The sequence below is a fragment of the Paenibacillus sp. NPDC101420 genome (assembly GCF_050277435.1).
Lineage (GTDB): Bacteria > Bacillota > Bacilli > Paenibacillales > Paenibacillaceae > Paenibacillus_AQ.
In genome coordinates, this window is sequence record NZ_JBNNSE010000005.1 from 196,905 (window position 1) to 221,635 (window position 24,731).

The 24,731-nt window shown below is 44.9% G+C and carries 24 protein-coding genes; 6 read left to right on the forward strand and 18 right to left on the reverse strand.

Annotated features, from left to right (window positions below; genetic code table 11):
- Positions 1-178 precede the first annotated feature (178 nt).
- Entirely contained in the window at positions 179-871 is a 693-nt protein-coding gene (locus ACQKMP_RS21230) for a YetF domain-containing protein (protein WP_427470863.1), read from the forward strand.
- Positions 872-920: 49 nt separating this feature from the next.
- On the opposite strand, the gene ACQKMP_RS21235 is transcribed toward ACQKMP_RS21230, so the two are convergent.
- A complete protein-coding gene (locus tag ACQKMP_RS21235; protein ID WP_339266909.1) occupies positions 921-1,304 on the reverse strand; it encodes a collagen-like protein in 384 nt (127 codons plus the stop codon).
- Positions 1,305-1,541: 237 nt separating this feature from the next.
- Here ACQKMP_RS21235 and ACQKMP_RS21240 point away from each other — a divergent pair, with 237 nt between their 5' ends.
- Positions 1,542-2,264 (forward strand): YheC/YheD family protein, encoded by a 723-nt coding sequence (locus ACQKMP_RS21240; protein WP_427470865.1) that lies wholly within the window; start codon positions 1,542-1,544, stop codon positions 2,262-2,264.
- Between the two features lie 88 nt (positions 2,265-2,352).
- Here the strand turns inward: ACQKMP_RS21240 and ACQKMP_RS21245 are convergent, their stop codons facing one another.
- The 6 genes from ACQKMP_RS21245 to ACQKMP_RS21270 form a co-directional block, all read right to left on the reverse strand.
- Positions 2,353-2,676, reverse strand: a complete 324-nt coding sequence (locus ACQKMP_RS21245) for a hypothetical protein (RefSeq protein ID WP_427470867.1) — start codon at positions 2,674-2,676, stop codon at positions 2,353-2,355.
- Between the two features lie 103 nt (positions 2,677-2,779).
- The gene (locus ACQKMP_RS21250) at positions 2,780-3,727 is read right to left on the reverse strand and encodes a hypothetical protein (RefSeq protein ID WP_427470869.1); all 948 of its coding nucleotides are present in this window, start codon (positions 3,725-3,727) and stop codon (positions 2,780-2,782) included.
- Positions 3,724-4,281, reverse strand: coding sequence for an RNA polymerase sigma factor (locus tag ACQKMP_RS21255; RefSeq protein ID WP_076300428.1), 558 nt, complete (start codon positions 4,279-4,281; stop codon positions 3,724-3,726). The genes ACQKMP_RS21250 and ACQKMP_RS21255 overlap by 4 nt, the downstream gene beginning before the upstream one ends.
- A 149-nt stretch (positions 4,282-4,430) precedes the next feature.
- On the reverse strand, positions 4,431-5,075 hold the full coding sequence (locus tag ACQKMP_RS21260; RefSeq protein ID WP_379425710.1) for a hypothetical protein: 645 nt from the start codon (positions 5,073-5,075) through the stop codon (positions 4,431-4,433).
- Between the two features lie 156 nt (positions 5,076-5,231).
- Complete coding sequence (locus tag ACQKMP_RS21265; RefSeq protein WP_427470871.1) at positions 5,232-6,230, reverse strand: NADP-dependent oxidoreductase; 999 nt, start codon at positions 6,228-6,230, stop codon at positions 5,232-5,234.
- Positions 6,231-6,246: 16 nt separating this feature from the next.
- Positions 6,247-6,537, reverse strand: coding sequence for an ArsR/SmtB family transcription factor (locus ACQKMP_RS21270; protein ID WP_042194449.1), 291 nt, complete (start codon positions 6,535-6,537; stop codon positions 6,247-6,249).
- A gap of 365 nt (positions 6,538-6,902) precedes the next feature.
- Between ACQKMP_RS21270 and ACQKMP_RS21275 the strand changes: the two genes are divergently transcribed.
- The 3 genes from ACQKMP_RS21275 to ACQKMP_RS21285 all read left to right on the forward strand — a co-directional run bounded on the left by ACQKMP_RS21275 (position 6,903) and on the right by ACQKMP_RS21285 (position 9,787).
- The gene (locus ACQKMP_RS21275; protein ID WP_427470873.1) at positions 6,903-7,964 is read left to right on the forward strand and encodes a helix-turn-helix domain-containing protein; all 1,062 of its coding nucleotides are present in this window, start codon (positions 6,903-6,905) and stop codon (positions 7,962-7,964) included.
- A gap of 133 nt (positions 7,965-8,097) precedes the next feature.
- Positions 8,098-8,631, forward strand: a complete 534-nt coding sequence (locus tag ACQKMP_RS21280) for an RNA polymerase sigma factor (RefSeq protein WP_379425716.1) — start codon at positions 8,098-8,100, stop codon at positions 8,629-8,631.
- A complete protein-coding gene (locus tag ACQKMP_RS21285; protein WP_427470875.1) occupies positions 8,618-9,787 on the forward strand; it encodes a DUF4179 domain-containing protein in 1,170 nt (389 codons plus the stop codon). Before ACQKMP_RS21280 ends, ACQKMP_RS21285 begins: the two co-directional genes overlap by 14 nt.
- Before the next feature lie 162 nt (positions 9,788-9,949).
- Here ACQKMP_RS21285 and ACQKMP_RS21290 read toward each other — a convergent pair whose 3' ends face one another.
- The 4 genes from ACQKMP_RS21290 to ACQKMP_RS21305 all read right to left on the reverse strand — a co-directional run bounded on the left by ACQKMP_RS21290 (position 9,950) and on the right by ACQKMP_RS21305 (position 15,212).
- The gene (locus ACQKMP_RS21290; RefSeq protein ID WP_427470877.1) at positions 9,950-11,689 is read right to left on the reverse strand and encodes an ABC transporter ATP-binding protein; all 1,740 of its coding nucleotides are present in this window, start codon (positions 11,687-11,689) and stop codon (positions 9,950-9,952) included.
- Positions 11,686-13,467 carry an ABC transporter ATP-binding protein gene (locus ACQKMP_RS21295; protein WP_427471198.1) on the reverse strand — a complete coding sequence of 594 codons (1,782 nt, stop codon included), beginning with the start codon at positions 13,465-13,467 and terminating at the stop codon, positions 11,686-11,688. The genes ACQKMP_RS21290 and ACQKMP_RS21295 overlap by 4 nt, the downstream gene beginning before the upstream one ends.
- 171 nt (positions 13,468-13,638) lie before the next feature.
- Entirely contained in the window at positions 13,639-14,664 is a 1,026-nt protein-coding gene (locus ACQKMP_RS21300; RefSeq protein ID WP_427470879.1) for a helix-turn-helix transcriptional regulator, read from the reverse strand.
- Positions 14,665-14,897: 233 nt separating this feature from the next.
- Positions 14,898-15,212, reverse strand: a complete 315-nt coding sequence (locus tag ACQKMP_RS21305) for a hypothetical protein (RefSeq protein ID WP_427470881.1) — start codon at positions 15,210-15,212, stop codon at positions 14,898-14,900.
- Positions 15,213-15,382: 170 nt separating this feature from the next.
- Between ACQKMP_RS21305 and ACQKMP_RS21310 the strand changes: the two genes are divergently transcribed.
- On the forward strand, positions 15,383-15,703 hold the full coding sequence (locus ACQKMP_RS21310; RefSeq protein WP_042130807.1) for a hypothetical protein: 321 nt from the start codon (positions 15,383-15,385) through the stop codon (positions 15,701-15,703).
- A gap of 280 nt (positions 15,704-15,983) precedes the next feature.
- Here ACQKMP_RS21310 and ACQKMP_RS21315 read toward each other — a convergent pair whose 3' ends face one another.
- From ACQKMP_RS21315 to ACQKMP_RS21345, 7 genes are all read right to left on the reverse strand, one after another.
- The gene (locus ACQKMP_RS21315) at positions 15,984-17,717 is read right to left on the reverse strand and encodes a family 10 glycosylhydrolase (RefSeq protein ID WP_427470883.1); all 1,734 of its coding nucleotides are present in this window, start codon (positions 17,715-17,717) and stop codon (positions 15,984-15,986) included.
- Between the two features lie 36 nt (positions 17,718-17,753).
- Positions 17,754-19,400, reverse strand: a complete 1,647-nt coding sequence (locus ACQKMP_RS21320) for an extracellular solute-binding protein (RefSeq protein ID WP_042191440.1) — start codon at positions 19,398-19,400, stop codon at positions 17,754-17,756.
- A 34-nt stretch (positions 19,401-19,434) separates the two neighbouring features.
- Complete coding sequence (locus ACQKMP_RS21325; RefSeq protein ID WP_042191442.1) at positions 19,435-20,325, reverse strand: carbohydrate ABC transporter permease; 891 nt, start codon at positions 20,323-20,325, stop codon at positions 19,435-19,437.
- A 95-nt stretch (positions 20,326-20,420) separates the two neighbouring features.
- Positions 20,421-21,347: an ABC transporter permease gene (locus ACQKMP_RS21330; RefSeq protein ID WP_042191444.1), complete on the reverse strand. Its 927-nt coding sequence runs from the start codon at positions 21,345-21,347 to the stop codon at positions 20,421-20,423.
- A 24-nt stretch (positions 21,348-21,371) separates the two neighbouring features.
- A complete protein-coding gene (locus ACQKMP_RS21335; protein WP_427470885.1) occupies positions 21,372-22,670 on the reverse strand; it encodes a 6-phospho-beta-glucosidase in 1,299 nt (432 codons plus the stop codon).
- On the reverse strand, positions 22,667-23,644 hold the full coding sequence (locus ACQKMP_RS21340; RefSeq protein ID WP_427470887.1) for an N-acetylglucosamine kinase: 978 nt from the start codon (positions 23,642-23,644) through the stop codon (positions 22,667-22,669). The genes ACQKMP_RS21335 and ACQKMP_RS21340 overlap by 4 nt, the downstream gene beginning before the upstream one ends.
- Positions 23,645-23,665: 21 nt before the next feature.
- Positions 23,666-24,655 (reverse strand): LacI family DNA-binding transcriptional regulator, encoded by a 990-nt coding sequence (locus tag ACQKMP_RS21345; protein ID WP_042191450.1) that lies wholly within the window; start codon positions 24,653-24,655, stop codon positions 23,666-23,668.
- Positions 24,656-24,731 lie beyond the last annotated feature (76 nt).

The window sequence follows — 24,731 nt, forward strand, 5'->3', positions numbered from 1 at the left end:
ACAATTATAAAGTCAGGATACTTTTTTGTCAGTTTCTAACTAAAAACATAACGGCATGTCCTATCTAAACGTTCGTCCAGCCGTTCATGTTCATTCGATTCCTTTCACTTAACAAGTATAAGCGAGGAAAATGGGGGTCACTTTAAGACTATCTGTTATGCAAGAAGGGGCTCAGCATATGACATATGGAGAAATTCTATTTCGTACGGCAACGTCTTTCGTTGCTCTACTCGTTTTGACGCGTCTTCTCGGTAAAAAACAAGTCGGACATCTAACGTTTTTCAATTATGTAACAGGGATCACCTTCGGCTCCACCACTGCGGAAATTATCGTCAACAGACAAATCACGCTGCTGCAAGGAATATCTAGCTTGGTCTTATGGTCGCTCTTGGCGTTCAGCGTTGCATTGATCGGACTGCGCTCTGTCAAAGCACGTGAGATTCTCGACGGCCAACCTACGATTCTCATCAAACAAGGCAAGATTCTGGAAGAAGCATTAGCTAAGCAGCACCTCAACATCGACGATTTAAGCATGTTGCTTCGGAATAAGGATGTCTTCTCACCCGAAGAAGTCGAATTTGCAATTCTGGAACCTGACGGTAAACTTAGCGTGTTGATAAAAGAAGAACTGCTGCCTGCAACAAAAAAAGATATAAAAGTAAATGTTGCACCTATTCACAATATCCCAACTGAGCTTATCGTTGATGGTAAAATCGTAGAAAAGAATCTTAATAAAATAGAGGTCTCCGTTGTCTGGCTCAACCAACAATTAAAGAAAGCCAACATTCATTCTTTAGATCAAGTATTTTACGCAGAGCTCCAATTGGACGGGAGTCTGTATATCGACAAATACCAGGATACGAATCCATAAAAGACCCCAAAGAGAACAGCCCCCAGACTGTTCTCTTTCGCTGTCTGCCTTAGAAGCAGGTGAACGAGCGAATCCGATTCAAATCAATACCGAAGTACCCCCAGAAGAGACCGAACCATCTGAACCCTGCAACAGAATTACGCCCGACGAATACCGGGAAGAACCAGAATTGCTCGCCGTTGTTCAGCCAAATGTATGTGTTGCGGAACAAACAGCCTCTGATCGCACCGGGGTCGATGGCAAATGCGGTGGCCGACATTTGCGGTACGAATTGCGGTGGAGGTGCCGTCGGCGCTTGAACGCCTCCCGGTGCAGCTCCTGGAGGTCCCGGAGTCCCAGGAAATCCACCTGGTCCACCCGGTCCACCCGGTCCTCCTGGTCCACCCGGAAACCCTGGGAATTGGCCGCTTCCCGGCGTTGGAAAAAATCCCATATGTGATCACTCCTTTCAATGAGTAGGCACAATCATCATATGCATTCGCGGAAAGAGTGTTTGGGCGAATGCCAATAAATAATCCGCGCCCAGCCGAAGCTGAACAGTAATGAAATTTAGCCGCCTAAAAGCCTTTTTCACCTGCTCCGGCTCATAAATATGGACGAATATCCACTTATACTGATTCCTAATTTGACTTAGAATTACCGTAGAAGATTGAAAAAGGCTGTGATTCTAATGTTAATCAAAAGAGACAAATGGTTGCAATATCGCATCCTTCGCAAAGGTTCCTCTCTCGCCGGACGGCTGCCAGAGACACAGTTGCTTAAGAAGAACGCATTAACGAATATGCTGCTTCACTATCAAAGCGTCGTATTGAAACCTCGCAACGGGAGTTACGGAAGGGATATCCTGTTCATTAAACGAAACGGTGCAAACGGCTATCGTATTCATAACGAAAAGAAAGCCTTCACCATGACAGACAGCGATAAGTTACTTAAATTGTTCCGTAAAAAAAATAGAGGTCGTGGATATATTGTCCAAAGGCGTCTGCAGCTTGCCCAAATTCAACACAAGCCATTCGACATTCGGATAATGGTTCAGCGACAAAAGAGCACTTCATCCACTTGGAATGTGACAGGTTCATACGCGAAAGTTGCGGCGCAAGGATATCTAGTCACGAATGTGGCTAGCCGCACCATTCCAGTCCTTGAGGCACTCAAATTAGCCCGAATCGGAGATCGGAGCTTGCTTATCAAAGCGGAACAGATCGCATTATTGGCAGCCACACGACTGGGAGAGCGTTACCCCAAGCTTAGACAAGTCGGGTTCGATATAGGCATCGACAGGAACTGCCGGATTTGGATCATTGAAGGCAATTATCAACCGGACTTACGCCCATTCCGACTCTTGAAAGATTCCTCAATGCATCGCAGAATATTATGGTATAAGAAACATTAGAACTAAAAAAAGACGACCAGCCTCTTATCTTTGGCCTGTCGTCTTTTCATGCTTGGTGCCTATCCTTGATAATCCCCCGCTTGCAATTTTACTTGCGTCTTTTGTTACTTACAACACGCGTCACTTGGAACTTATTTACCCCTACCTGTATAATGGCAAACTGGCTGTAAGAAGTGCCGGAAGACGTATAAGGTTCCACTTGAATATTTCCACTCGGCGTTCTAACCGTTGCAGTGATTCTAGTCACCAAACAGACTCCACGGCTAGAAGCTTTCCAAGTCTCGTCACGCTGAACATTATAATTGTCATCACTACATAAGATGGATGCATATTCAACTTTTCCAAATGCATTAAACGATGTGGAGTTAAAGATCTGTACGGGGTCATAACCGCCAGCTTTTCTATTTCCCATCCTCAAAACCTCCCTTATTATCGATATTATTCATTAAATGCAATTCCATCGTTTTGGTAAGGTATAAATGTGGACAAGAAATAAAAGTACGTTTATCCGATGGTCACAACCCCTTCTCTTTTACTTCTATTATCTTTTTACTAAACTGATATTTCACAGTAACATTCTCAATAATCTCAGTATTCTGGTAGGCAAGAGAACCTTCAAATACTAATGTATCATTGTCTTTCCACACCAGGTTATCAGCATAGCTATAATTCTCATGATCGGTGCGAATCCATGTATCTAATTCTTTTTGTGCACCATATTTGACTCTTGCAGATTCTATTAACTCTGGACTTGTCATTCCCTCTTCAATATTGCTAATTTGAACGAAATTACTTTTATTAGAGCATGTTACGATCGCAATTAACTTATGATTTGGAGAAGGGGTAATTTTTGTAATATACATAGATGGTGCAGAAAAACTTAAATATTCTTTAAGCACATTGTCTTTTATTCTCCAAATGACATTTTGACTTCCATAATCCGAATAATTATTAAACAACGTAAATATCATACTTCCATCTGCTAGCTTAACAATATAAGGGCTCCGATAACTTTTCGACAAAATATCTACGGCAAAAGCAGCCGCATCAGCGATTTTTTGATTCTCATTTTTTATAAATGGCTGAAGTTCTTTTAACGCTTTTACTCTCAACGTGGGATCATTAAAGCTTTCTACCAGCCTATTAATAGCAATATATACATATTCATTATTATCACTTTTTAAAGCATGTAGAAATTTTTCCGCATCATATTGAGTAGCAGGCTCTAACTCCATGTCTTCAGCATTTAAATAACGTATGTAAGGCTCTGAATTTTGATTTTTATAATATTCTGTTGCTAATAAAGCTGAAGCAGTTGAACTATATAGGACAAGACAGGCAACCAAAATAACCCACTTTTTAGAAATTCCTTTTTTCCTTTTCTCTGTTCCATTGTGCCCAGCCGCTTCAATTAAGTTTTCATCAATGAGTCCGATCTCCTTAAATAAATCTTCTTTTTTCATAGGTTAACCCCCTCTTTGTCTAGATGAACTCGAAGTTTATTTCTTGTCCTAAATAATATGGATTTCACTTTACTACTACTCATATTAAATCTCATAGAAAGCTCATCTATTGAATAGGAATACCAGTACCTTCCAATAAATATGTTTCTCGCTTGCTCATCTATGCCATATAAAAATTGATTTATTAAGTTTGCGATCTCACCTTCTTCATACTCTGTTTCTACAGTATCAGGCGAAGCTAGACATTCTTCTAGTTCCGTTAGAATGACTTCAAACTCACGATTACGCTTTTTCGCTGTATTATAACCATACTTATCAAGCGCAATATTACGGGTGATCCTCCCTAAAAATACCGAAAAATTCCTAGGCAGATTGGGCGGTATCGCATTCCATGCCGCTAAGTATGTATCGTTCTCACACTCTTCAACATCCGAGAAATTTGAAATAATGTTTCTTGCAATGACTCTGCAGTAAGCCCCGTATTTATTTTTAGTCTCTAAAATGGCTTGCTGTGAACGCTGTAAGTATAGGTGGATTATTCCTTGGTCTTCCATTCGTTTTCTCCTTTTAAACACTCTTATCTATATAGTAGAGAATTCTTAGGATGGGTTGCACTTATATTAAAATTTACACCCATATATAAAGACAACCCCCTCCTAAACAAGGAAGGGGTCTTTGTAATAGATCTGCCTTTTGGTCATCTCTACAATCCAAAATGTTCTCTAACTAACCTAAATTGTTCTTCCACGCTCATACTTGGTATTCTTTCAACGGTTTTGATCCCCATTTTATTACAAGCAGTCTTAATCTCATTAGAGAACTTAACCATAGATTTGTTACCGTGTTTAATCGTTTCTTCTGGATTTATCGTGTAGGCGTTAATACAATCTAAAATCATCTTATGATCTTCTCTAAAGTAATATAATCTCTCTATCTCTTCATCGGACGTATAAAAACAAATCATTCTCTCTTCTGGAATAAACGGTAGTATACGTTCAGGCATTATTCCTAAATCTATTATAATTGGTTTATCATTAGGCATTGTTAACAAATCAATGATAAAGAAGTCCATCATCTCTTCGACGATTTGAAATAGCCATTGGCAGTGCTCATCTACAGGTTTATTGAACCACTTATTCCAATCCAAATCAGAATTAGGAAATTGAAGGGCAGGGTATTCAACAGGACTAGTGAATGGTCTGTATTTTAAGACATCATCCCCCAATGTTTGAAAGCCTAGCTCCTCTACAAATTCCTTGGTCATGGTAGTCTTCCCAGCACAAGGCCCCCCATTAAGCCAGTAAACATGTTTTAATTGTTCCTTCAAATAATTATTATTAATCTTCATCCGGTACACCCCATATGATTTGTGTAATATCTTACTTTAACACGTTGGTTTCAGGGAGGTGACGGATTCTTATCTTCCTATAACAGTGAAAACACATAGAAATTCTCCTTTCTTGACACAAGTAGTTATATTCTATGAGTGGGGTTAAATTCCCTGTCACTTTATCTTTAATACGATCTTTCCTTTTGCCCTGCCCAATTCAGAATACTCCATCGCCTTCTGAGCTTCTTCGAAAGAGAATATTTGATCAATTACAGGCTTTATTTTCCCTGCTTCTATAAGCTCCGAAATGATCTCCAGTTGTCTGCCGCTAGGTTTCATGAACAAGAAGCTGTATTTGACATTATATTGCTTTTCTAATTTCGTTAGCTTACGGGTAACCAATCGAAAAAGACTCGTTTTTATAAAACCAGACCCATATTCAACTCCGAAGCGTGCATTAGGCAGCCCAGAAACCGATACAATTTGTCCGCCTGGTTTGACTATTTTAAAAGCCTTCTCTAATGTCTCTCCACCAATCGTATCGAATACTCCATCATAATTTTGTAAGACCGTATCAAATTGTTCTGTTTTATAATTGATTATTTGATCGGCCCCAAGAGATTTGACCAGATTAGCTCCAGCATCGCTAGTAGTTGTAGCTACATAAACTCCCATCGCTTTAGCAAGCTGGATAGCAAAGGTCCCAACGCCGCCCGAGCCAGCTTGAATCAATACCTTTTGCCCTGCCGATAGCTGTAATATATCATGTAATGCTTGATAGGCTGTAAGCCCGACTAATGGGATTGACGCTGCTTCCTCAAAAGAAAGGTTTTGTGGCTTTAAGGCTATATCGTCCTCATGTATGGATATATATTCTGCGAAGGTTCCAATTCTATTTTTTCTTGGCCGTCCGTATATTGCATCGCCTATTTTAAATTTTGTTACTTTATTTCCTACTTTGGTGACTATACCTGAAAAATCATTTCCTAACACAAGCGGCATATCGTATTTCAACAACATACGAGTTTTGCCATCCCGCACCTTGAAATCGATAGGATTAATACTCGCCACATGGATTTCTGCCAACACATCATAATCACCTACTGAAGGTGTTGAAATGTCTGCCATTAGAAGAGGACTTTTCCCGTATTTTTCAATGATCATCGCTTTCATTAAGAAACCTCCAATTCTAATAATATTGTTCCATAAATTCATCGAGATGGTTTATAAGATTTTTTAACACTCCTAATTTTGTTCTAACGTCCATAAAATAATAATTTTTAGAGCCTTCTTCCCTCACCATTATAATTCCGGCTTCTCTTAAGATTCTTAGATGATGGGAAACAGCAGGTCGTGATAGATGTGTTTTTTCAGTAATCTCACCTACGCGTAACCCGTTCGTACAGGTAGTCTCCATAAGTACAGTAATAATAGATTGTCTTGTCTCATTACCAATAGCTAAAAAGACCTTCTGGCACATCTTGAAATCATCTTTGATGACTTCAACCTGTTGCTGTTTATTAATGATTCTCACCGCTTTCGTTTCGTTCAATCGTTTAACTTAGTGAACCATTTGCTGACGAGTATGTCATAACAAGATATGCTCCGCAACCTTGAGAAAGAAAATCGAGATCACAAGTAAATTTTTTACATCCCCTCGCCTCCAACCCTCAGAGGAGAATTGTCGATAAATCTCAAATCGCCCTTCTTATAAATTGAACCAACGTCCTACCAAGTTAACCTGATAGGTTAATTCGCTTAACCAAGCGGTCATTGTGGATATTTTATACAAAAAGTTATACTGCAATTGACTAGTCGAATTGATACAAATTGGAGGTTATACAAATGAATGTTGAGATAGGAAAAAAAATAAAGACTCTTCGTTTACAAAAAGAAATGACTCAGGAAGAACTAGCAGCAAAACTGAATCTGTCGTCCCAAGCAGTATCTAAGTGGGAAAATAATGTAACCATGCCTGATATTCAAATTCTTCCTGATTTATCCGTGATTTTTGGTGTTACAATTGATGAATTATTTGCATTAACCGATGATACCCATTTAGAACGAATTGGAAATATGATTAGTACTGAACATTTTATATCCGAAGACGATTTTAACTATGCTGAACAATTTTTAAAAGGAAAAATAAATGATGCGCAAAAATCCCCATCCCTCACCTTGCTAGCTCAGTTACACATTCATCGTTCAGATGAGCACCGTGAAATGGCTTCCCATTATGCCAAGGATGCGCTGCAATTAGCTCCGGACAGCAAAAGTAATCATAATGCCTTGCGAGATGCGGAGAATGGAATCATTTTTGATTGGAACTTTTCAAATCACCATAAACTCATTACGTATTATAAGAATTTCGTGCCGAATCACCCGAATTACTGGCAGGCTTATGTTTGGCTTATGAACTACTTAATCGCAGACGGCAGATGTATTGAAGCAAAAGAAATTCTGGAACAATTGAACCAAATCCATCCTGGTCATTTATATCAAAAATATGGAGGGCTGATATGCAAGGAAGAGGGCGACCTTTCTCAGGCGCTGGCTCTCTGGGAGCAAATGACTGATTTGTATCCTGAGGATTGGCTTGCATGGTCCTCCAGAGGAGACTGTATGGCTAAACTTTGCAGGTACGACGAAGCCATAGAATACTATTCCAAAGGTTACGAACTACAGCCAAGTCCAAAGTATACAGATGCATTTGAAGCCATTTCTCATATATATATAATAAAAGGGGAATATGATAAGTCTATTGAAAAGCATCACGAAATAATTGAGCTACGGCCCTTTCCGCCAAAACGGCGGAGGGGGCTTTTGCTTTTAGTAAGCAAAACTGCCCCACCAGATACTACATTATTTTGTGAATCCAGAATGCTTGGAGAATCCCATGTGTGCTGATTTGCCCAAGCGGTGCAGTCCCCAGATATCTTAGGTTTACTTTCGTTGTAACCTTCTAGCTACCTACCCGATCTAATATTTAAGTAACGTTACGAATATCCTAAGACTTTTAGTCAAGAAAGCAGGTAAATCTTTGCATATTAATCCTATTGTCGTCAAAGCCAAAGCTGGGGACTCTGAAGCATTCGTGCAGCTGATGCAAGAGATAGAGTTACCTCTGTATAGAACTGCAAGGTCCATCGTCAACAAAGACGAGGATTGTGCAGATGCCCTGCAAGAGACGATGCTTAAAGCCTTTAGGTCCATCCATACACTCAGAGAGCCCGCTTTTTTCAAAACGTGGATCTTCCGGATTCTGATTAATGAATGCAACAAAATGATCAAAAACAACGCAAGAGCCCTCCCTTATGGAGAGCTTCCCGAAGTCCCTTCCATTTCCAAGGATTATGAGAAAATCGAAATATGGGATGCCGTTCAACATCTTGAGGAGAATCTACGGATTGTCATTCACCTTCATTACCTACAGGACATGCCGATCAGTCAAATTTCCGACATTCTCGAAATTTCTACGGTAGCCGTGAAGACCCGGCTGCATCGCGCCCGCAAAAAGCTAAAGCATTCATCTCAATTCAATCAAGAAATGGAGTTGCGACATGGTAAACACTAAGTTAGAAGAACAATTAAAGAACTGCCAAAGCCTACTTCCCGATCAGTTATCGGATATTGCCCGCTCCAAGTTGAATGAGACTTACCAAATCATCAGGGAAACCGATAATTCCATTTCCCCCGTTCAGAAAAAGAAAAATGTATCTAAAACTTTTAATAAATGGTTGATTTCCACTGCAGCCGCTGCAATTCTTGGAGTTACAGTCCTTGCTTCCGGCTTTGTATCGCCCGCAATGGCTGATGCACTCAAGCAAATTCCGGTTTTGGGACAAATCTATTCATTATGGGGCGAAAAAAACTTAGATCCCGGTGTTCAACAAGCCGAGGATTTCATCACAAACGTAAACCAAAGCGTGACGCATGGCGATGTGACCATGAATATCCCAACGTTGTTATTTGACGGAACCCGAATTCTTATGAACATAACCACTCCTGGAAACCGTCTGGCTTCGGAGCCCAATTCGCCGCCTTCAGATGCCAATAAAGGGGCAGTGGATAAGTTTGAGGTTCTCTATAAAGGCCAACCTCTGCTCTGGAGTTACGAACACATGGATGCTGAGACTGCTTCCAGCATAATGGTTCAGGTTTTGAACACTTATTATGAGCCGAGCACAACAACACAGACTGTCCAGTTCCCTGATCAGTTTGACTTGACTGTAAATGTAACGTTAAAGGGTTACGATATCCCGTTCGAATTCGTTCTGCCTGTTACAAAATCAACGCCCGTTACCGTACTAACTTCAGAGGAGACCATGCATCACGATAACATTAACTTGCAGATCAGTAAGGTGGAAATCACCCCAATCACAACGCAGTTATCCATTGAGTACAAAACCAAACCGGGCCAGAGCGTAGAAGAAATGCTCGCTTCTATCCCTTCGAAATATAAGGGGGCTAACGGGGGCGTCATCGCTCTTCAATTTGACATTGTAGATGAACGCGGCGTTCAACTGAAGCCCATCGGTGCTCACCCCTTAAGCGAATCTTATAATGTTCGTTTTGAACCCTTCAAGACTATACCAAGTACCGTAACCATCAAACCGTACTTAGTCGTTTCCGAAGGTCAAGCCCCAGCTGGGACTAAAGGACTGTGGGAAGACAACAATATGGTCAAGGAATATATCCCTGAGTTGGAGACTGTACTTTCGGTCCAATAGTTCATTTGTAAAAGGTCCTTATTTTCTAGGATGAAAAGGGTATGCAAAATTACAAAAGACGAAGCCATAATAGGCTTCGTCTTTATATTTAGATGGCTTCAGGTAGATTCATCCTTTGTGATAGCCATACGTTTGCCCTCCTAAAAGCGTGAATGACGTTTCCTATGATGTGATGCGGAATCCGACGGATTGCTGCTGCAGCTTCCAGAGACGGTCGTACAATCCACCTCGTAGTAGTAAAGCTTCATGTCGTCCCTGCTCCACAAGTCGGCCATCTTCCAGCACAATAATGTTGTCTGCACCTCGTATGGTTTTCAGCCGATGCGCGATAACAATAACGGTTCTGCCCGTAATCAGCGCATCAATTCCCTTCTGGATTTCGGCTTCATTCTGCGGGTCAAGCGATGCAGTAGCCTCATCCAGCAATACAATAGGAGCGTTCTTAAGAATCGCACGAGCAATGGAGATCCGCTGCTTCTCCCCTCCGGAAAGCGTACTGCCACCCTCGCCTACCGGCGTGTCATAACCTAGCGGTAATTTCATAATGAAATCATGGCAACGGGCCATTTCTGCTGCTTGTTGAATATCCTGCTGCGACGCGCCCGGCCGCCCAAAGGCAATGTTGTTTCCAATGGTATCTTGGAACAGGTACACATCCTGAAACACAACCGACACAGACCCTAGCAAATGTTCTGGATCAATATCTTTAATATTGCGTCCGCCTAGCAGAACACTTCCCTCGTCAGGATCATAGAAACGCGAGATCAAACGCAGCACTGTACTCTTTCCGCTGCCGGAGGGACCCACGATTGCAGTTAATGAGCCTTGCGGCATTTCTATGCTTAATTGTTTCAGAACAGGCTCACCTCCATAGCTGAAAGTAACATTGTCAAAGCGGATCGTACTGCTCTCGGGAAGTGGAGCTGTAGTCCCCGTCATTACCGGCTGGCGAAGCAGGTCTACGATGCGTTCACCCGCTTGTTCGTTGTACCGGAATTCGGCATAGTTGGCGAGCGCCGTCGTCAGTGGATCATAGATGCGTGTGCCGACAATAAGGAATACCGCCAGCTGCAAAATACCGAGCTCCCCGCCTAACAATAGATGCACACCTACGTATACCATTAAGGTCAGACCCGCACGAAGAAGAGCCATAGCCGTTAGAATGACCGGTCCGAATATCCCTTCAAGCTTCACACTTTCCTTCATCAAAGTTCTAAAAGAGCTATCCAGACGGACAAATCGTTCTCCCGTTAGGCTATAGGCCTTCATCACCCGAATACCATTCAAATACTCCTGTAGCCGATTCGCGGCGTTCAATTTCGCTTTCATATGATTCGTCCCTAATCTCCGCCGCAGTCTGCCTGACAGATACATAATCAGGAGGGCAATCGGCAGCGCCACGAACATGGAAAGCGCCATCCGCCAGTCGAGGAACAGTAAACCCGCAAGTGCAAATATCGGCAGTACAAAAGCCCCTGCAAGCTGTGGCAGCAGATGTGAAATCCCTGTCTCAACCAGTGTGAAATCGCCCATCATCATATTGGCCAGATCACCAGGATCCCGGCGCGTCAGGTAGCCTAGCGGAAGCTTACGCAGATGTTCTGCTAATTCCGCCCGTCCCTGTGCCGCAACATTGTAAGCCCCGCGGTATGCAGTGCGGTAAGCGGGGATCTCGCTCAGGAACATCAGTACCATAACAGCAGCTAGTCCCGCGCAAATCCACCAAAGCCGTTCTATCTGAAGCTCTGCACCCACCGTAATATAAGGAGCAAAAATCAACCGTACCGCCTCAATCACAAGCGCAAACGGAAGCACACTGACTATGTTAGCCAGTAAGGAAAAAAACACAGGCTTCAGCAGCTGCTGCGGTTTGCCAGCAGTAATATTGTGCAATACCTTCATAGCTGTTCCCCTCCTTTTTCCAAATGCCAATCCCCAGCGTCACTGTATGCATGCCACATTTGAGTGTAAAGTCCATCGAGATCAATCAAACTATCGTGATCTCCGCGCTCCACGATTTGCCCATCTCGCAGTACCAGAATTTGTGCGGCTTCACGAATAGAGGAGAGTCTGTGAGCAATAACAATAACCGTCTTCCCGCGCATAAGCTCCGTTAGTGCCAGCTGCATGTGATGCTCATTTTCCGGGTCGGCAAAAGCAGTCGCTTCGTCGAGTACAAGTACCGGTGCATTTTTGAGGATTGCCCGGGCTACCGCAATACGCTGCTCTTCACCACCGGAGAGATAGACGCCACCTTCACCAATTAACGTATCGTATCCCTGCGGAAGCCGAGAGATGAACTCGTCGCATTGCGCAGCTCTTGCTGCAGCCTGGACTTCATCCAGCGTGGCTCCCGGTTTGCCGACGGCAATATTCTCATACAAAGTGTCATAGAACAGGAAGGTCTCCTGAAATACAAAAGCAACTGTATTCATCAGTTCATGAATCGCCATATGACGGATATCCACTCCACCGATACGGATCGCACCCTCTTGCGGGTCCCAGAACCGCGGCACCAAGCTGGCCACCGTCGATTTACCTGATCCTGACGGTCCAACCAGCGCTGTAACCTTCCCTTGTACTGCCCGGAAAGAGACCTCGCTAAGCGCAGCCGCAGCCCCCTCTTCTTCACTGTAGGAGAAGGTTACGTCCATAAATTCAACGTCGAAAGCTTGCGGTGATAGCGGCTTTGCTATTTCTGGTACAGGCTGCTGTGCCAAAAGACGATCCATCCGCTCTACGCCTTCGCCGATATCCCGAGTACTCGAAGCCAGCATAAGCAGTTTATAAAGCGGAGATGATACGCCTGGCGCCATAATTAGAAAGAACAGCAGCACAAGCGCAAAGGACATGGAGTCCGGCTTGCCGCTTAGCATAAAAACACCCACCGGTAAAATAAAGGTAAACGAGGAGGCCAGCAATGTTTTGAACAGAACATAACCTGACTGATAACGGTCCGTAAACTCCAGACAATAATCACGGTATCTGGTCATATCACTGTAGAACTTTCGGAAGGAATGCACCGTCTGCCCGAACACCTTCACCGCTGGCATCCCCCGCACATACTGCACCGCCGAAGCATTGATCTGCTCCAAAGAATCATGATACTGCTTCACACTGGTTTTTCCCTTACCGCTCATCATAAGTGCTGACTGCACAACCATTCCTATGAGGATCGGTAGAAGACAGGCAACAGCTAACGGCGGACTCAGCCAGAACATCGCCACAATCATCAGCACCGTAGACGCCAGCGCGCTGACCAGATCAGGGAGCTGATGCGCTACGAAATTTTCCACCTTGTCAACATTCTGTTCCAGCGTCTTCTTCACTGCGCCGGTCGAAGTTCCATTCAGGAAGCCGAGCGGCAATCTGCCTAGATGTTCGGTCATTCGCACACGCAGATTATACTGAATACGAAAAGCCGCAATATGCGAACACATAATACCGCAATATGAGGTCACCAACCCTCCAACCAAGCCGCCGAGTGCAATCCATCCCCAGCGGATCATTGCATCACCGTCAACCTGTCCAGGAGATGCTGCATGCCGCAGTAGCTCGGCCAAGATGAAATAAACTGACAAAAATGGTACCAGCATTAGCACGGCGCTGACAGATGACAATACGCCAGACAGGATCAGCAGGCCCCGCTTCTCTCCGGCAATCTCCAGCAGTCTCGACATGCCAGTTTTGGTTTTACTCACAGCTGTTCCCCCACTCTTTATAATTACGCACAAAAAAAGTGCACTGAGAATGATTCTCTGTGCACTAGTGTATAGGAACGCTCTTCATAGTTGCTACCGTTTCCGGGATTATAATCAACCAAATCAGGAGCATCTGTTTTCGATGCGAGCTTACATCCTTGTTCCTAAAGAACGCTGTCTACCACTGATCAGATACTCTCCAGGACGCACACCGAATTTTTTACGAAAGGCTGCTGAGAAATGGCTGACATTCACGTATCCGACTCTGGATGCTGCTTCACTTACCGTCATATTTCCATGTTCTAGCAGCTGCTGTGCCCTTTGCATCCGTTGTTCGATCACATAGGCATGGACAGTATAACCGAACATTTCCTTAAAGCCCTTCTTCAATTTGAACTCATTAAGGCAAATAATGCGAGAGAGCCCTGCTAGCGTCGGTGGATGTAAATAATCACGTTGCAGAATTTCCTTGGCTAGTCGCAGGCTCTTCATATCATCTCTAGATAGCTTGACTGTGTGGGAAATCCGATCAGCTTCAAATAAAGATTCATTGAGATAGACAGCCATTAGCTCCAGCATTTTCCCCTCCAGATAGAGTTCCCGCATACCCTGACTATAGGAACAATCTACAATTTGAGACAGAATGAGTCGGATAGATGGTGTGATAGCGTTTTTGCCAAAAAATAACCCAGCTCCTCCTCCGGCTTGGAGCCGTGTATCCTCGGTCAGTCCGCTGGTCATTCGCTCAAATTGTGCCGGACTCATATCTATGCTGAGGAATCTGTAGCCCGCTCCGCTAAGGTATATACAATTTTCACTTCTTACTCCGCCGTGAAGCAGCACACTTTCTCCTGTATCTATGGCAAAATAGTCCTGCTTCAGCGAGGTCCCCCATTCAATTCCATGTCCCATGCAAAATATCAGCTCCGTACGAGGTGTTCTAAACTCGCCCTTCGCTTCAATATCCCGATTAAATTGGAGATCAAAATCCGTCATTTGAAGATAACGCTGAGTAAGCAGGCTCCGGCAGCTGCCCTTCCCTAGCTCGACCGGTGGTTTTATCTCAAAGTGGCTTCCGTCCAACTGGTAAGTAATATTAAACCCTTCGCATCTAAGCGTCTTGTGGGCATCAATCGTTTCCGCTTCATTCAGACCATCGCTACGCTTCATGCTCATCCCTACTTCCCCTTACTTTGGATTCATTATATATGTATTGAGAATGATTATCAATTGAATGTTCTTTTAGCAAATATGCATAAACAACAAAAAACCTTCCCACACCTCTAAGGGTGAAGAAGGCTTATATGCGTCACTTCCGAAGACATGGCCAGCTATATTTTCAGCTCCCCAAGCTTGATTAGCTCGACAACCGCTTGTGAACGGTCTTTAACGTTTTATTGTTCACCAATTTAATTTGCTAATTCCTCCAATCGTTCAATTAGCATTGGAATCGCTACTTCAACCCAAAACTCCAGAGAAACATACCCACTGGACATACCACCATGACTGTATTTCTCACAATAGATTTGTTTCTCTAAATCATCTAAGTTACCTCCTGTTAATTCCTCAAACGCGTATTTGAATCTCTGTGCAAACGCCTCACCTGTACATGGATAAGTCACTTCTTGAAAGTAATTCTCTAGCTCATCCCAAAGATATGGATCCCCTCTTAATCCCCAACTTTTTGGCCGCTCATTAAAAATAACTGATACTGTCTTTAGCATTACCAGCACCCGCTTTCGAAGTGGTCAACTATAACTTAACTACTGTATCATTTTTAACCGCCAATTGTTCCAAATCTAAGTATAATATCCCTGACTACAATTAGGTGATTTCACAGCTGGCCAAGACTTAAACTGTTTAAAAATTCAATGAATATAGGGAGAAGATATATATGATTATTTTTTCAGAAAATTCAAAAATACCAGATAAATATGCAGACTTTTTAAAAAAGATTGCAACTTTCTATGGGGAAGAAGAAAATTTCAAGGATATTGTAAACGACACTATGGAAATCTTAAGACTATCGTTTAAAGATGATATTTCCGATTCAGAATTGTTAAAGCGCGCAAGCCTTAACGGTATCATTAATGATCTGGATGTTTTTATGGAAATGGTAAGTGACAATCCTGATAAAACTAAAATAAAAACAGTTTATATGGAAGAACTTAATGCTTTGTATTACACGATAAATGACATTTTCAGAACACTATGAGGAATTTACACCTCTAATTCAATTCAATACAGGAGTTCCGCACCCAACCGGAGAATAACCCGTTAATCCCTTTTCATGTTGACTGGCCAAGCTTTCCTTTACGAGACAGAAAACCGCAGAACAGCTTATAACCATGCAAGAAAGGGATTTGGCAAAGTCCGTAAATACACATCAACAACAAAAAGCCTTCCCCACCTCTAGAGGTGGAGAAGGCTTAAACGCGTCACTTCCGAAGACATGGCCAACTATATTTTCAGCTCCCCAACCTATTGCATTGGGCTTAATCCGTAACCTTCACATTTCCAAACACGGCCTTATTCCTCGAATCATCCCCCGGATTGCTGAGCGCTATGCCAATATACACCTTGCGATTCATCGGGATCTGAACAGTTCCAACCGTCTGCCAGTTATTCCCGTTCGTCGAAATAGCCCCTTTGAAGGTATTTCCGCTTCTGGTCAGCTTTAGCCATCTTGGAGCCGAGGCAGCCGCAGTATGGTCGACCATATTTCCCGCGGTCTCTGCACGATACTGGAAGGTTGCCCCATTCTCGGGGGTAAGCATCATATCTGCGTGCTTCGAATTATGACCCAGCGACTCCCGAATCATAATGCCGGCCTTGGCCCAGCCGTCCAATCGGCTAGTGGACTGCACTTTAACAATAATCTCCGCATTGTCGCTCACGGATTGATATATATAATTCAGTTGATCTCCATTTCCCCAAATATCCGTAGAGCTACTGCTGAGTGTAAATTGCTTATTGGATGAATTGTAGGTAACGTTCCCCGGCATGGAACCGATATTTCGAGCCTTCCATCCTGCTGGTAATTGAGCCGGATAGTCTTGTTCTACCGGAGGCGTCCAGCCTGGCGTCGGCCAGGTTTCACGTTCCTTGATATTGGCCAATTCATCTTCTGGCCAGGCCCCGTAGGCAAAGAACGACAGGCGCTTCACGTCCGGATAATTCTCGCGGATTCCCTTGTAAATCTCCTGATATTGATCATCAGTCCAGTCATTATCCAGTGTGGCTACAATCTCCACGTCACTGCCACTGATCCGGTCGCTCGTATCCTTCAGGATGCCGTAGGAAGTGCTGTATACCCAATCACTATTGAACTCCCAGTCATCAAAGTACGCCATCGGTGCGACAAAGTCGATATCATCTTTGAATTTGGCTACATTCTGTCCAACCTCTGTAAATTCCGGCGGCAAAATATACACACCTAGCTGCACATCCGGATTTGAGGATTCGGAAATATCCTCACGGATATCGCCCATATACTGTCCAATTTGTTCAGTTCTCCATTCATTCCACTGCTCACGCTGAGGCGAATCCGTATCGAAGTCAATGCTGAGCGGGGAATACCCGAACTGCGCCTGATACTTCAGGGCCGTGTAATCACTGACGTCCATGTTGTAATTGTCAAAGCGGATCCAGTCTAGCACAACACCGTCAACAGCATAATTCTCGATCACTTCCTGAATGATGGAACGCTCATACTGCTGCACTTCGTGGTGAATCGGATTGACGAAGTATTCGTTGCCGTTAGAACCTGTGAACGGAGTCTGAACCCCGTTAACCAGCGCTTGCATCTGCCATTCATCGTGAGCAAGGAAGGCTTGCTGATCATGGAACTGGGGAATCCAGGCATGAACCTTGATTCCTGCAGCATGGGCTGCTGTAATGACAGCCTGCAGGGCATCGAAATTCTCGTAGCCTTGCGCGATCGGAGCGATATCACTCTGATAAAATACACTTCCAGACGGAACCTCATCATCTTCATCCTGCTTCACGTTCATGCTGATGACATCGACACCGTAGCTTGTGGACAGCTGGATGAAATTATGGACATCCGCCGTGTTCTTAAACTGGTTTACGGTCCGTACAATAACTTCCGTTTCAAAAGGGGGATTACTCTCCTCATCGGCCTTAGCCGGCACGGAACCACCTACTATTGAAGAAACCAATACGAAGCTTAACATTGCTATGCATCTCGATCTCAGAGCAAATGCCATAATATCGCCTCCACAAGTATAGGATTTATAAAAGTCTTATTTCGTCGCGTTGATTTTCTTGACATTCTCCTGCCATTTTTCGGTTCTGAACTCAAGCAGCTTATCCAGCCCCGCTTTTTGGGTGTTCTTTTTGGCTGTCTCCAGTGCCGACAATACCTCTTCATCCGACTTCGCCTGAACCATTTGTGCGTAAGCAAGGGTATAAATATCCCCGACATTCTGTGCGATGATGCCAATCTCCGTATCCGGAAGCGGATCGGTATTCACAAATTCCGTAATGTCCAGCGCGGTTTTCCAGGTCACCGTGGACTGCGCCACTGTCTCCCATGATTTCTGGTTCGCGGAAAGCAACGCCTCTAAGCTCATTTTCGCCGTATCAATAAAGGTCGTATTTCCCGCCCAGTTAAAGTCCTCGAATTTTCTCATCGTTTCGGTACGCTCGTTAGCAGGAGTCGTCTTGTATTTCTCATTCGGAATTGGTGCTCCGTCTGCGTCCTCCTCATCCCAGTACAAGCCTTTAGGACCGAAGAAAAGCACCTTCTGTCCCTCCGGACCCGTAATCCAGTCAAAGTAAGCGAAGATGGCCTCCGGATCCTTGGCCTTTTTCGTAATGACACTGACGTTCCAACCCAGCGTCTCGAAACCGCTTACAAACACTTGTGTTTTGTCTAGTCCGGCTTTATGAATCGGCCAAATAATTTCATAACCGCTGTCCGGATTGTTCGCAGTCAGTGCACGGTGTCCCTCGGCTCCATACGTAGTGATATTGGATTCGACCATGACCGCTACCCGGCTGGTATTGACCTTTTCTTTGACCGCATCCTGGGTTTGCTGCAGTGCATCCTGCGTAATCAGCCGTTCACGATAGAGCTTATTGATATACAGCACCATCTCCTCGTAAGCGGGATCGTCCAAGATAGATGACAGCTTGTCGCCTTCCGGATGTCCCATGAGTGAAATGAACTTACTGGTGGAGTTCTCCTTAAAACCGCCATACATAATTTCCAGACCTGCCCCCTTCTCGCCAACCTCCAGAGGTACAACATCCGGATACTTCTCTTGCACCAAGCGTAAATATTGATACAAATCATCAAAGGTCTCCAGCGCCGGTCTGCCGAGCTCATTATAAATATCTTTATTCACCATCCATCCGCCGTTGCCGAATTGCCCGGATGTATACCAGTTGGGGATTTGATAGATTTTTCCGTCATCTGAACGGAGCAAATTCAGGGTGGATTCCTTCACATATTTCTTGAAGTTCGGATACTTGTCATAGTAATCATCCAGCGCAACAAGTTGCCCTGCCTGCACCAGCCGTTCCACTGAGGATCCCCGGTCAGTAAAAATGACATCCGGTAAATCACCACCGACGATCATCGTGTTGAGTTTTTCTCCGGCCGCACCTCCCGATTGAATCGGTTCAACATTAACCTTACGGTTCTCCTGAATCCATTTTGTCGCCTCATTATCCCCCCAGGGTGATGTCGTAAGCCAGTCGTAATTTCCATAGAAGCTGAAGGTGACGGGCTTAATCCCGCTGCCGTCATCAGTGGCGACCTCGGTATTCAGATTTTTCTCGCTTGTGTTTGGTGAAGTGTTAGAATTCCCCCCTCCGCTACAGGCAGCGAGAAGAAGCACCAGCGAAGTCAGCAGAAGCGATACCCATTTCATACGATTGCCCATTCTTTTCCCTTCTTTCCACATAATATGGAGACTGCTATTCTTTCAATGAACCGATCATTACGCCCTTAACAAAGTACTTTTGGAGAAAAGGGTACGTCAGGATAATCGGAATAGTAGCGATCATCATCGTAGCCATGGTCAGTGACTTCGTAGTAATCGTCCGATTTCGGTTCATATGATCCAGCGCGATGGCATTCGATGAACCAATTTGGGTCATAATGTTGGAGTTCATAACCTGCCGCAGCAGGGTCTGTATAGGAAGCAGTTCGTCTTTCGTAATATAGATCGCTCCCGTAAACCAGTCGTTCCAGTAACCGACCGCAGTAAATAAAGCAATCGTGGCCAGCACCGGGCCGGAGACGGGAATAACGATTCGGAAGAAAATACCGTAGTTACTGCAACCGTCGATTTTGGCCGATTCCTCCAACCCCTCCGGCAAAGCGTTGAAGAAGGTGCGGATGACAATCATGTTCCAGACGCTGATGATGCCGGGGATAATCAGAACCCAAAAGGTGTCCAGCATACCCAAAGAGCGAACTAGTAAATAACTAGGGATGAGCCCTCCACTGAAGAACATCGTAATCATGAAGAACACCATATATTGTTTTCGAAAAAGCAATGTTTTCTTGGACATTCCGTAAGCTAACAGGGCCGTGAAGAAGACGGACAATGCCGTGCCGCCGAGCGTTCTAAGAATGGTGATCAGAAAAGAATTCAGCAGGCGATGATCCTGAAACACAATATAATAATTTTCCAGGGTAAATGCTCTCGGCAACAAGGTTACACCGCCGAGCGCCGTATCGCTCCCTAGATTAAAGGAAATGACCAGCGCGTTCCAAAATGGGTACAGCATAAGTAGCGCCAGCAGCGTCAAAAGGATATAAATAGTCCGCTGCATGATTTTGTCGCCTAGGCTTAGTCTCATTGTTCACCTCTCCTAAAAGGTTTATGGAGCATTACTTACAGTCGATACATCCCAATAAAACTTGCATCGGAAGCATTCGCTATGAGTAGTAGTACCTACCAGAGACTAACATCTGCCCGGCGCGCGATTTTGTTGGCCATCACCAGCAGAATGACACTGATCACCGCTTTGAAAAGTCCTACCGCTGTCGCATAAGAAAATCTGGCATTTAATATCCCCACACGGTACACATAGGTGTCGATAACATCGGAGTAGGGTCGCAGGATTGGATTGGTTGCCAGCAGCAAAATGTCCTCGAAGCCCGCACTAAGCAGACTGCCGATGGCAAGAATCATAAAGATGATGATAATGGGGGTAATGCTGGGGAGTGTAATCAAGTGAATTTGCTTAAATCGGCTTGCTCCGTCTATGGAAGCGGCTTCATATAAAGTCGGATCAATGCCTGCAATCGCGGCCAGATAGACAATGCTCCCAAATCCGACCTCCTTCCACACATTTACACTTACTAGAATAGACCAGAAGTATTTGGGTAATGCCAGGAAGTTAACTGGCTCCCCTACCAGATTGAATCGCTCCAGCACATAGTTTACCGTTCCGTTGTCAACAGATAACAGCGAAAATACAAAACCGGATACAATAACCCAGGACAGGAAATACGGTAAATAGCTGACGGTCTGGATAACGCGTTTAAAGCCCATATTACCGATCTCATTCAGCATTAGTGCAAGAAGAATCGGTGCTGGAAAAGAGATAATCAATTTAAGCAAACTAATCACAATGGTATTTCGCATCACATTCCAGAACTCCGGTGCCTCGAAGAACATTCTGAAATGCATAAATCCAACCCAGGGGCTCTTCATAATGCCGCCAAAAATATCGTATTGCTGGAACGCCATAACCACGCCATACATCGGAATGTAGCTAAAAATGAATACAAAGATAATTCCCGGCCAAACCATGGACTGTAAATCCAATTGACTGGTGAATTTCTTCCATCTACTTGGTTTCTCGGCCGTGTTCATCCGTTTTTCCTCCTCTGGACGATTCTAGTGAAACAACGGCAAAAACGCTTTGTTCTTCTCCAGCATTTCATCCAGCAGCTGTTCAGCTACGGTGACCGAAGGCACGAGCGGATGATGAACCATAGCCTGCAGGGCTATATCCCGGTCTCCATGTACAGCCGCCTCGATGGTGAGGCTCTCGTATTGCTTGACCGCAGCCAGCAGGCCTTTGACGGACTGCGGAATTTTGCGCAGCGGAATCGGCAGCGGACCTTGTTTAGTTACCAAACAGTTCACCTCAATGGAGGCATCGTCCGGTAAGAAGTCAATCATTCCGTTATTCCTTACATTCAATGTCTGGATATCGCGGGAATCATTATAAATGGAGCGCATCAGCAGCACTGCCGCCTCCGAGTAATAGGCTCCACCACGCTGCTCCAGCTGCTTTGGCTTCTCCTTTAGCTCTACGTTCCGGTACAGCTCAAACAGCTCTTCCTCCACCTTCTTCACTACCTCAGCGCGCGATCCGGTCGTTGCTGCTGCTTCCTTCTGTTCCGCAAGCATCGCGTCCGTCATGTAGTAATAGCTCAGGTAATAAGAAGGGATGGCTTTCAAAGCATTCAGAAACCGGTGGTCCCAGGAATCAAACGGCACATTACTCGCCTTGTAGTTCTGGGGGTAATCAATGAGCTCCTGTAGCTTGCTTTTACCGTCAATTACGATATCGGATACCCAGTGCAGATGGTTGATGCCGACAAACTCCGCATAGATCTTCTCCATAGGAAGTCCGAAGAACTCAGAGAGCCACTTTTGAAAACCGATCGGCGAGTTGCATAGGCCTACGCTTTTTACCGATGAATATTTGTGAACAGCTTCAGTTACCATACCGGCCGGATTCGTAAAATTCAGCAACCAGGCATCCGGAGCTAGCTCCTCGATGTCCTTGCAAATATCCAGAGTTACTGGAATGGTCCGTAGGCCTTTCATCATCCCTCCGGGACCCGTCGTCTCCTGACCGATGACATCGTATTGAAGCGGAATTAATTCGTCCCATTTTCGCGCTTCCAGCATACCTACCCGGATTTGAGTGCAGATAAAGTCTGCTCCGGCGATGGCCTCCCTGCGCTCAAGCGTCTGGGTCACGGTAATCGGCAGTCCGGACTCAGCAATCATACGCTTGCTTAATTCCGCAATCGTATGCAGCTTCTCCCTTCCCGCCTCAATATCCACCAGCCATACTTCGCGGACGGGAAGCTCTTTATGATGCATGATGATGCCTTCAATAAGCTCAGGCGTATACGATGAACCCGCTCCGATGACAACGAGCTTCAAAGTCTCCTTCATAATAATAGCCCCTCCTTACCCAGTGATAGACGATCAAGAACCTCCTGATTCACACGCACACCGCTGCTTTCCATTGCCAAAACGACCGCGCCTACAACCGGTTCCCGGGTTAGAATCCTTAAAGTGCCATTTGGAGCCGAATGCTTCACTCTCTGTTCAATGGCCCGCCGGATGATGCCTGAGCGATCCCCCTTGGTCAATAGGCTGCCTGCAAGTACGATGTCAAAGGAATCCTCCTCCATAGCCAAATGGCGGATTGTCGACACCGCTGCCAAACCCAGCTCATCCCCTTGCTTGGTTAGCAGTAGGGTGGCAACCTGGTCTCCTTCATCTGCCGCTTGAAACAGCAGCTCAGCAATCTGGGGAGGCAAGTCTCTGGAATGATCCAGGTAATCCTCCCTTAACTCCGAAACACTGGAATAGCCCAGCAAATGAATTAAGCGTTCGCTTAAGACAGTCTCTTTCTCTCTTCCATCATCCGCCCGAAGAACGCTACGAAATACCTCAATACTTAGATCATAGCCGCCGCCGTAATCACCGAACCGATAGCCAAATCCACCACATTGGTATGTAACGCCTCGCGGATTTTTACCGGCGCAGTTCACTCCCGAGCCGCAGATCAGCACGATCCCATAATTACTCTCTGTACCTGATCGCAAGGCAATCCAGGTATCGCAGGAAATCTCAGTTCGGGGAAGGCCAAGTCTGCTGATGATTGGTCGTAAAATTCGAAAATCGGATTCTCTGTCCGCTCCAGCCAGACCGAACCAGGAATACTCCATCTGATCCTTTGTCAGCCCCGACGCTATAATCGCTCCCGATACAGCCTGGTGCAAACTGTTCTCTGCCTGTTCACGATTGTTTTGATGATTCCCGTTCCCTCCCTTGCCTACACCAATGACCGTTCCCTGTTCATTTGCAATCATTGCATAAGTTTTGCTGCCCCCTGCATCGACTCCCAAAAAGTACTTCACAGTTCGTTTCACTCCTAATATTTAGGTTAACCTTACAGATGCGGTGGATTCACGCACGAGAAGCTGAGGAGCGAGCTTCGTTACAACAGCTGGCATCACCTCCCCATTGATTAATTTCATCAGCAAATCAACACCAATGCTGCCCATTTGCGCCTCAGGCTGTCTGACTGTCGTCAATCGGGGATAAAATTCACCTACGAACTGCTGATCATCAAAGCCAACCACTGAGATATCCTGAGGTACCAGAATCCCCTCCTCACGCAGGGCTTGAACAACACCTAAAGCAATAAAATCGTCTCCTGAAAAAATGGCTGTCGGCAGCTTATCTTCACGGATCCATCTCTTGGCCACCTCATAACCGCTACTTACCGTAAATCCGCAATATTCTGTGCCGAAAGGCGATAGTCCCGCTTCATCCAGCGCCTGTACATAACCCCGCTTGCGCTCTGCTACACTCAGGAACACCGAAGGGCCACCGATATAGGCGATCTGGGTGTGTCCAAGACCAATCAAGTGCTTGGTAGCTTCATACCCCCCTTGATAGTTATCGACGACGACACTGGGAACATCCTCATGCTGGAGCTGGTTATCCAGCAAGACAAACGGAATATTTTTTCTTTTCAGCTCCTCCACATATTCTTTTTCCTCAAGCGGAGATAACAGGATAATCCCGTCAACGCGGTCCTTCTGAAACAGGAAGTTAACGCCTTCATCCTCATTCTCGGCTATCGACAGGGCCAAGAAGTAACCTTGTTCTGCCAGCTTCCGGTTCACCACGCGAATCACGCGGTCATAGAAAGAGTCGTTAAAGTTGGTAATCGACATACCGATGACTCCCGTCTTGCCACGCACGAGACTCCGCGCCGCTGAATTGGGCTGATAATTTAATTCCTCCATAGCACTCAGCACTTTCCGCCTATTGCCTTCACGTACAGAAGGTGAATTGTTAATAACTCTGGATACGGTCACTACAGAGAGCCCCGACTTTTTGGCTACATCATGAATGTTCATCTAAGCTTCTATGCCTCCAAGTTCAATAGTTTAAACGTTATAACTTTTAGGGAAATAAAAAAGGACTAACTCTTCA

Excerpts from the sequence above, each read along its gene's own strand:
- ACQKMP_RS21230 (WP_427470863.1), top strand. The coding sequence starts at position 179 with ATGACATATGGAGAAATTCTATTTCGTACGGCAACGTCTTTCGTTGCT.
- ACQKMP_RS21235 (WP_339266909.1), bottom strand. The coding sequence starts at position 1,304 with ATGGGATTTTTTCCAACGCCGGGAAGCGGCCAATTCCCAGGGTTTCCG.
- ACQKMP_RS21240 (WP_427470865.1), top strand. The coding sequence starts at position 1,542 with ATGTTAATCAAAAGAGACAAATGGTTGCAATATCGCATCCTTCGCAAA.
- ACQKMP_RS21245 (WP_427470867.1), bottom strand. The coding sequence starts at position 2,676 with ATGGGAAATAGAAAAGCTGGCGGTTATGACCCCGTACAGATCTTTAAC.
- ACQKMP_RS21250 (WP_427470869.1), bottom strand. The coding sequence starts at position 3,727 with ATGAAAAAAGAAGATTTATTTAAGGAGATCGGACTCATTGATGAAAAC.
- ACQKMP_RS21255 (WP_076300428.1), bottom strand. The coding sequence starts at position 4,281 with ATGGAAGACCAAGGAATAATCCACCTATACTTACAGCGTTCACAGCAA.
- ACQKMP_RS21260 (WP_379425710.1), bottom strand. The coding sequence starts at position 5,075 with ATGAAGATTAATAATAATTATTTGAAGGAACAATTAAAACATGTTTAC.
- ACQKMP_RS21265 (WP_427470871.1), bottom strand. The coding sequence starts at position 6,230 with ATGAAAGCGATGATCATTGAAAAATACGGGAAAAGTCCTCTTCTAATG.
- ACQKMP_RS21270 (WP_042194449.1), bottom strand. The coding sequence starts at position 6,537 with ATGTGCCAGAAGGTCTTTTTAGCTATTGGTAATGAGACAAGACAATCT.
- ACQKMP_RS21275 (WP_427470873.1), top strand. The coding sequence starts at position 6,903 with ATGAATGTTGAGATAGGAAAAAAAATAAAGACTCTTCGTTTACAAAAA.
- ACQKMP_RS21285 (WP_427470875.1), top strand. The coding sequence starts at position 8,618 with ATGGTAAACACTAAGTTAGAAGAACAATTAAAGAACTGCCAAAGCCTA.
- ACQKMP_RS21290 (WP_427470877.1), bottom strand. The coding sequence starts at position 11,689 with ATGAAGGTATTGCACAATATTACTGCTGGCAAACCGCAGCAGCTGCTG.
- ACQKMP_RS21295 (WP_427471198.1), bottom strand. The coding sequence starts at position 13,467 with ATGTCGAGACTGCTGGAGATTGCCGGAGAGAAGCGGGGCCTGCTGATC.
- ACQKMP_RS21300 (WP_427470879.1), bottom strand. The coding sequence starts at position 14,664 with ATGAGCATGAAGCGTAGCGATGGTCTGAATGAAGCGGAAACGATTGAT.
- ACQKMP_RS21305 (WP_427470881.1), bottom strand. The coding sequence starts at position 15,212 with ATGCTAAAGACAGTATCAGTTATTTTTAATGAGCGGCCAAAAAGTTGG.
- ACQKMP_RS21310 (WP_042130807.1), top strand. The coding sequence starts at position 15,383 with ATGATTATTTTTTCAGAAAATTCAAAAATACCAGATAAATATGCAGAC.
- ACQKMP_RS21315 (WP_427470883.1), bottom strand. The coding sequence starts at position 17,717 with ATGGCATTTGCTCTGAGATCGAGATGCATAGCAATGTTAAGCTTCGTA.
- ACQKMP_RS21320 (WP_042191440.1), bottom strand. The coding sequence starts at position 19,400 with ATGGGCAATCGTATGAAATGGGTATCGCTTCTGCTGACTTCGCTGGTG.
- ACQKMP_RS21325 (WP_042191442.1), bottom strand. The coding sequence starts at position 20,325 with ATGAGACTAAGCCTAGGCGACAAAATCATGCAGCGGACTATTTATATC.
- ACQKMP_RS21330 (WP_042191444.1), bottom strand. The coding sequence starts at position 21,347 with ATGAACACGGCCGAGAAACCAAGTAGATGGAAGAAATTCACCAGTCAA.
- ACQKMP_RS21335 (WP_427470885.1), bottom strand. The coding sequence starts at position 22,670 with ATGAAGGAGACTTTGAAGCTCGTTGTCATCGGAGCGGGTTCATCGTAT.
- ACQKMP_RS21345 (WP_042191450.1), bottom strand. The coding sequence starts at position 24,655 with ATGAACATTCATGATGTAGCCAAAAAGTCGGGGCTCTCTGTAGTGACC.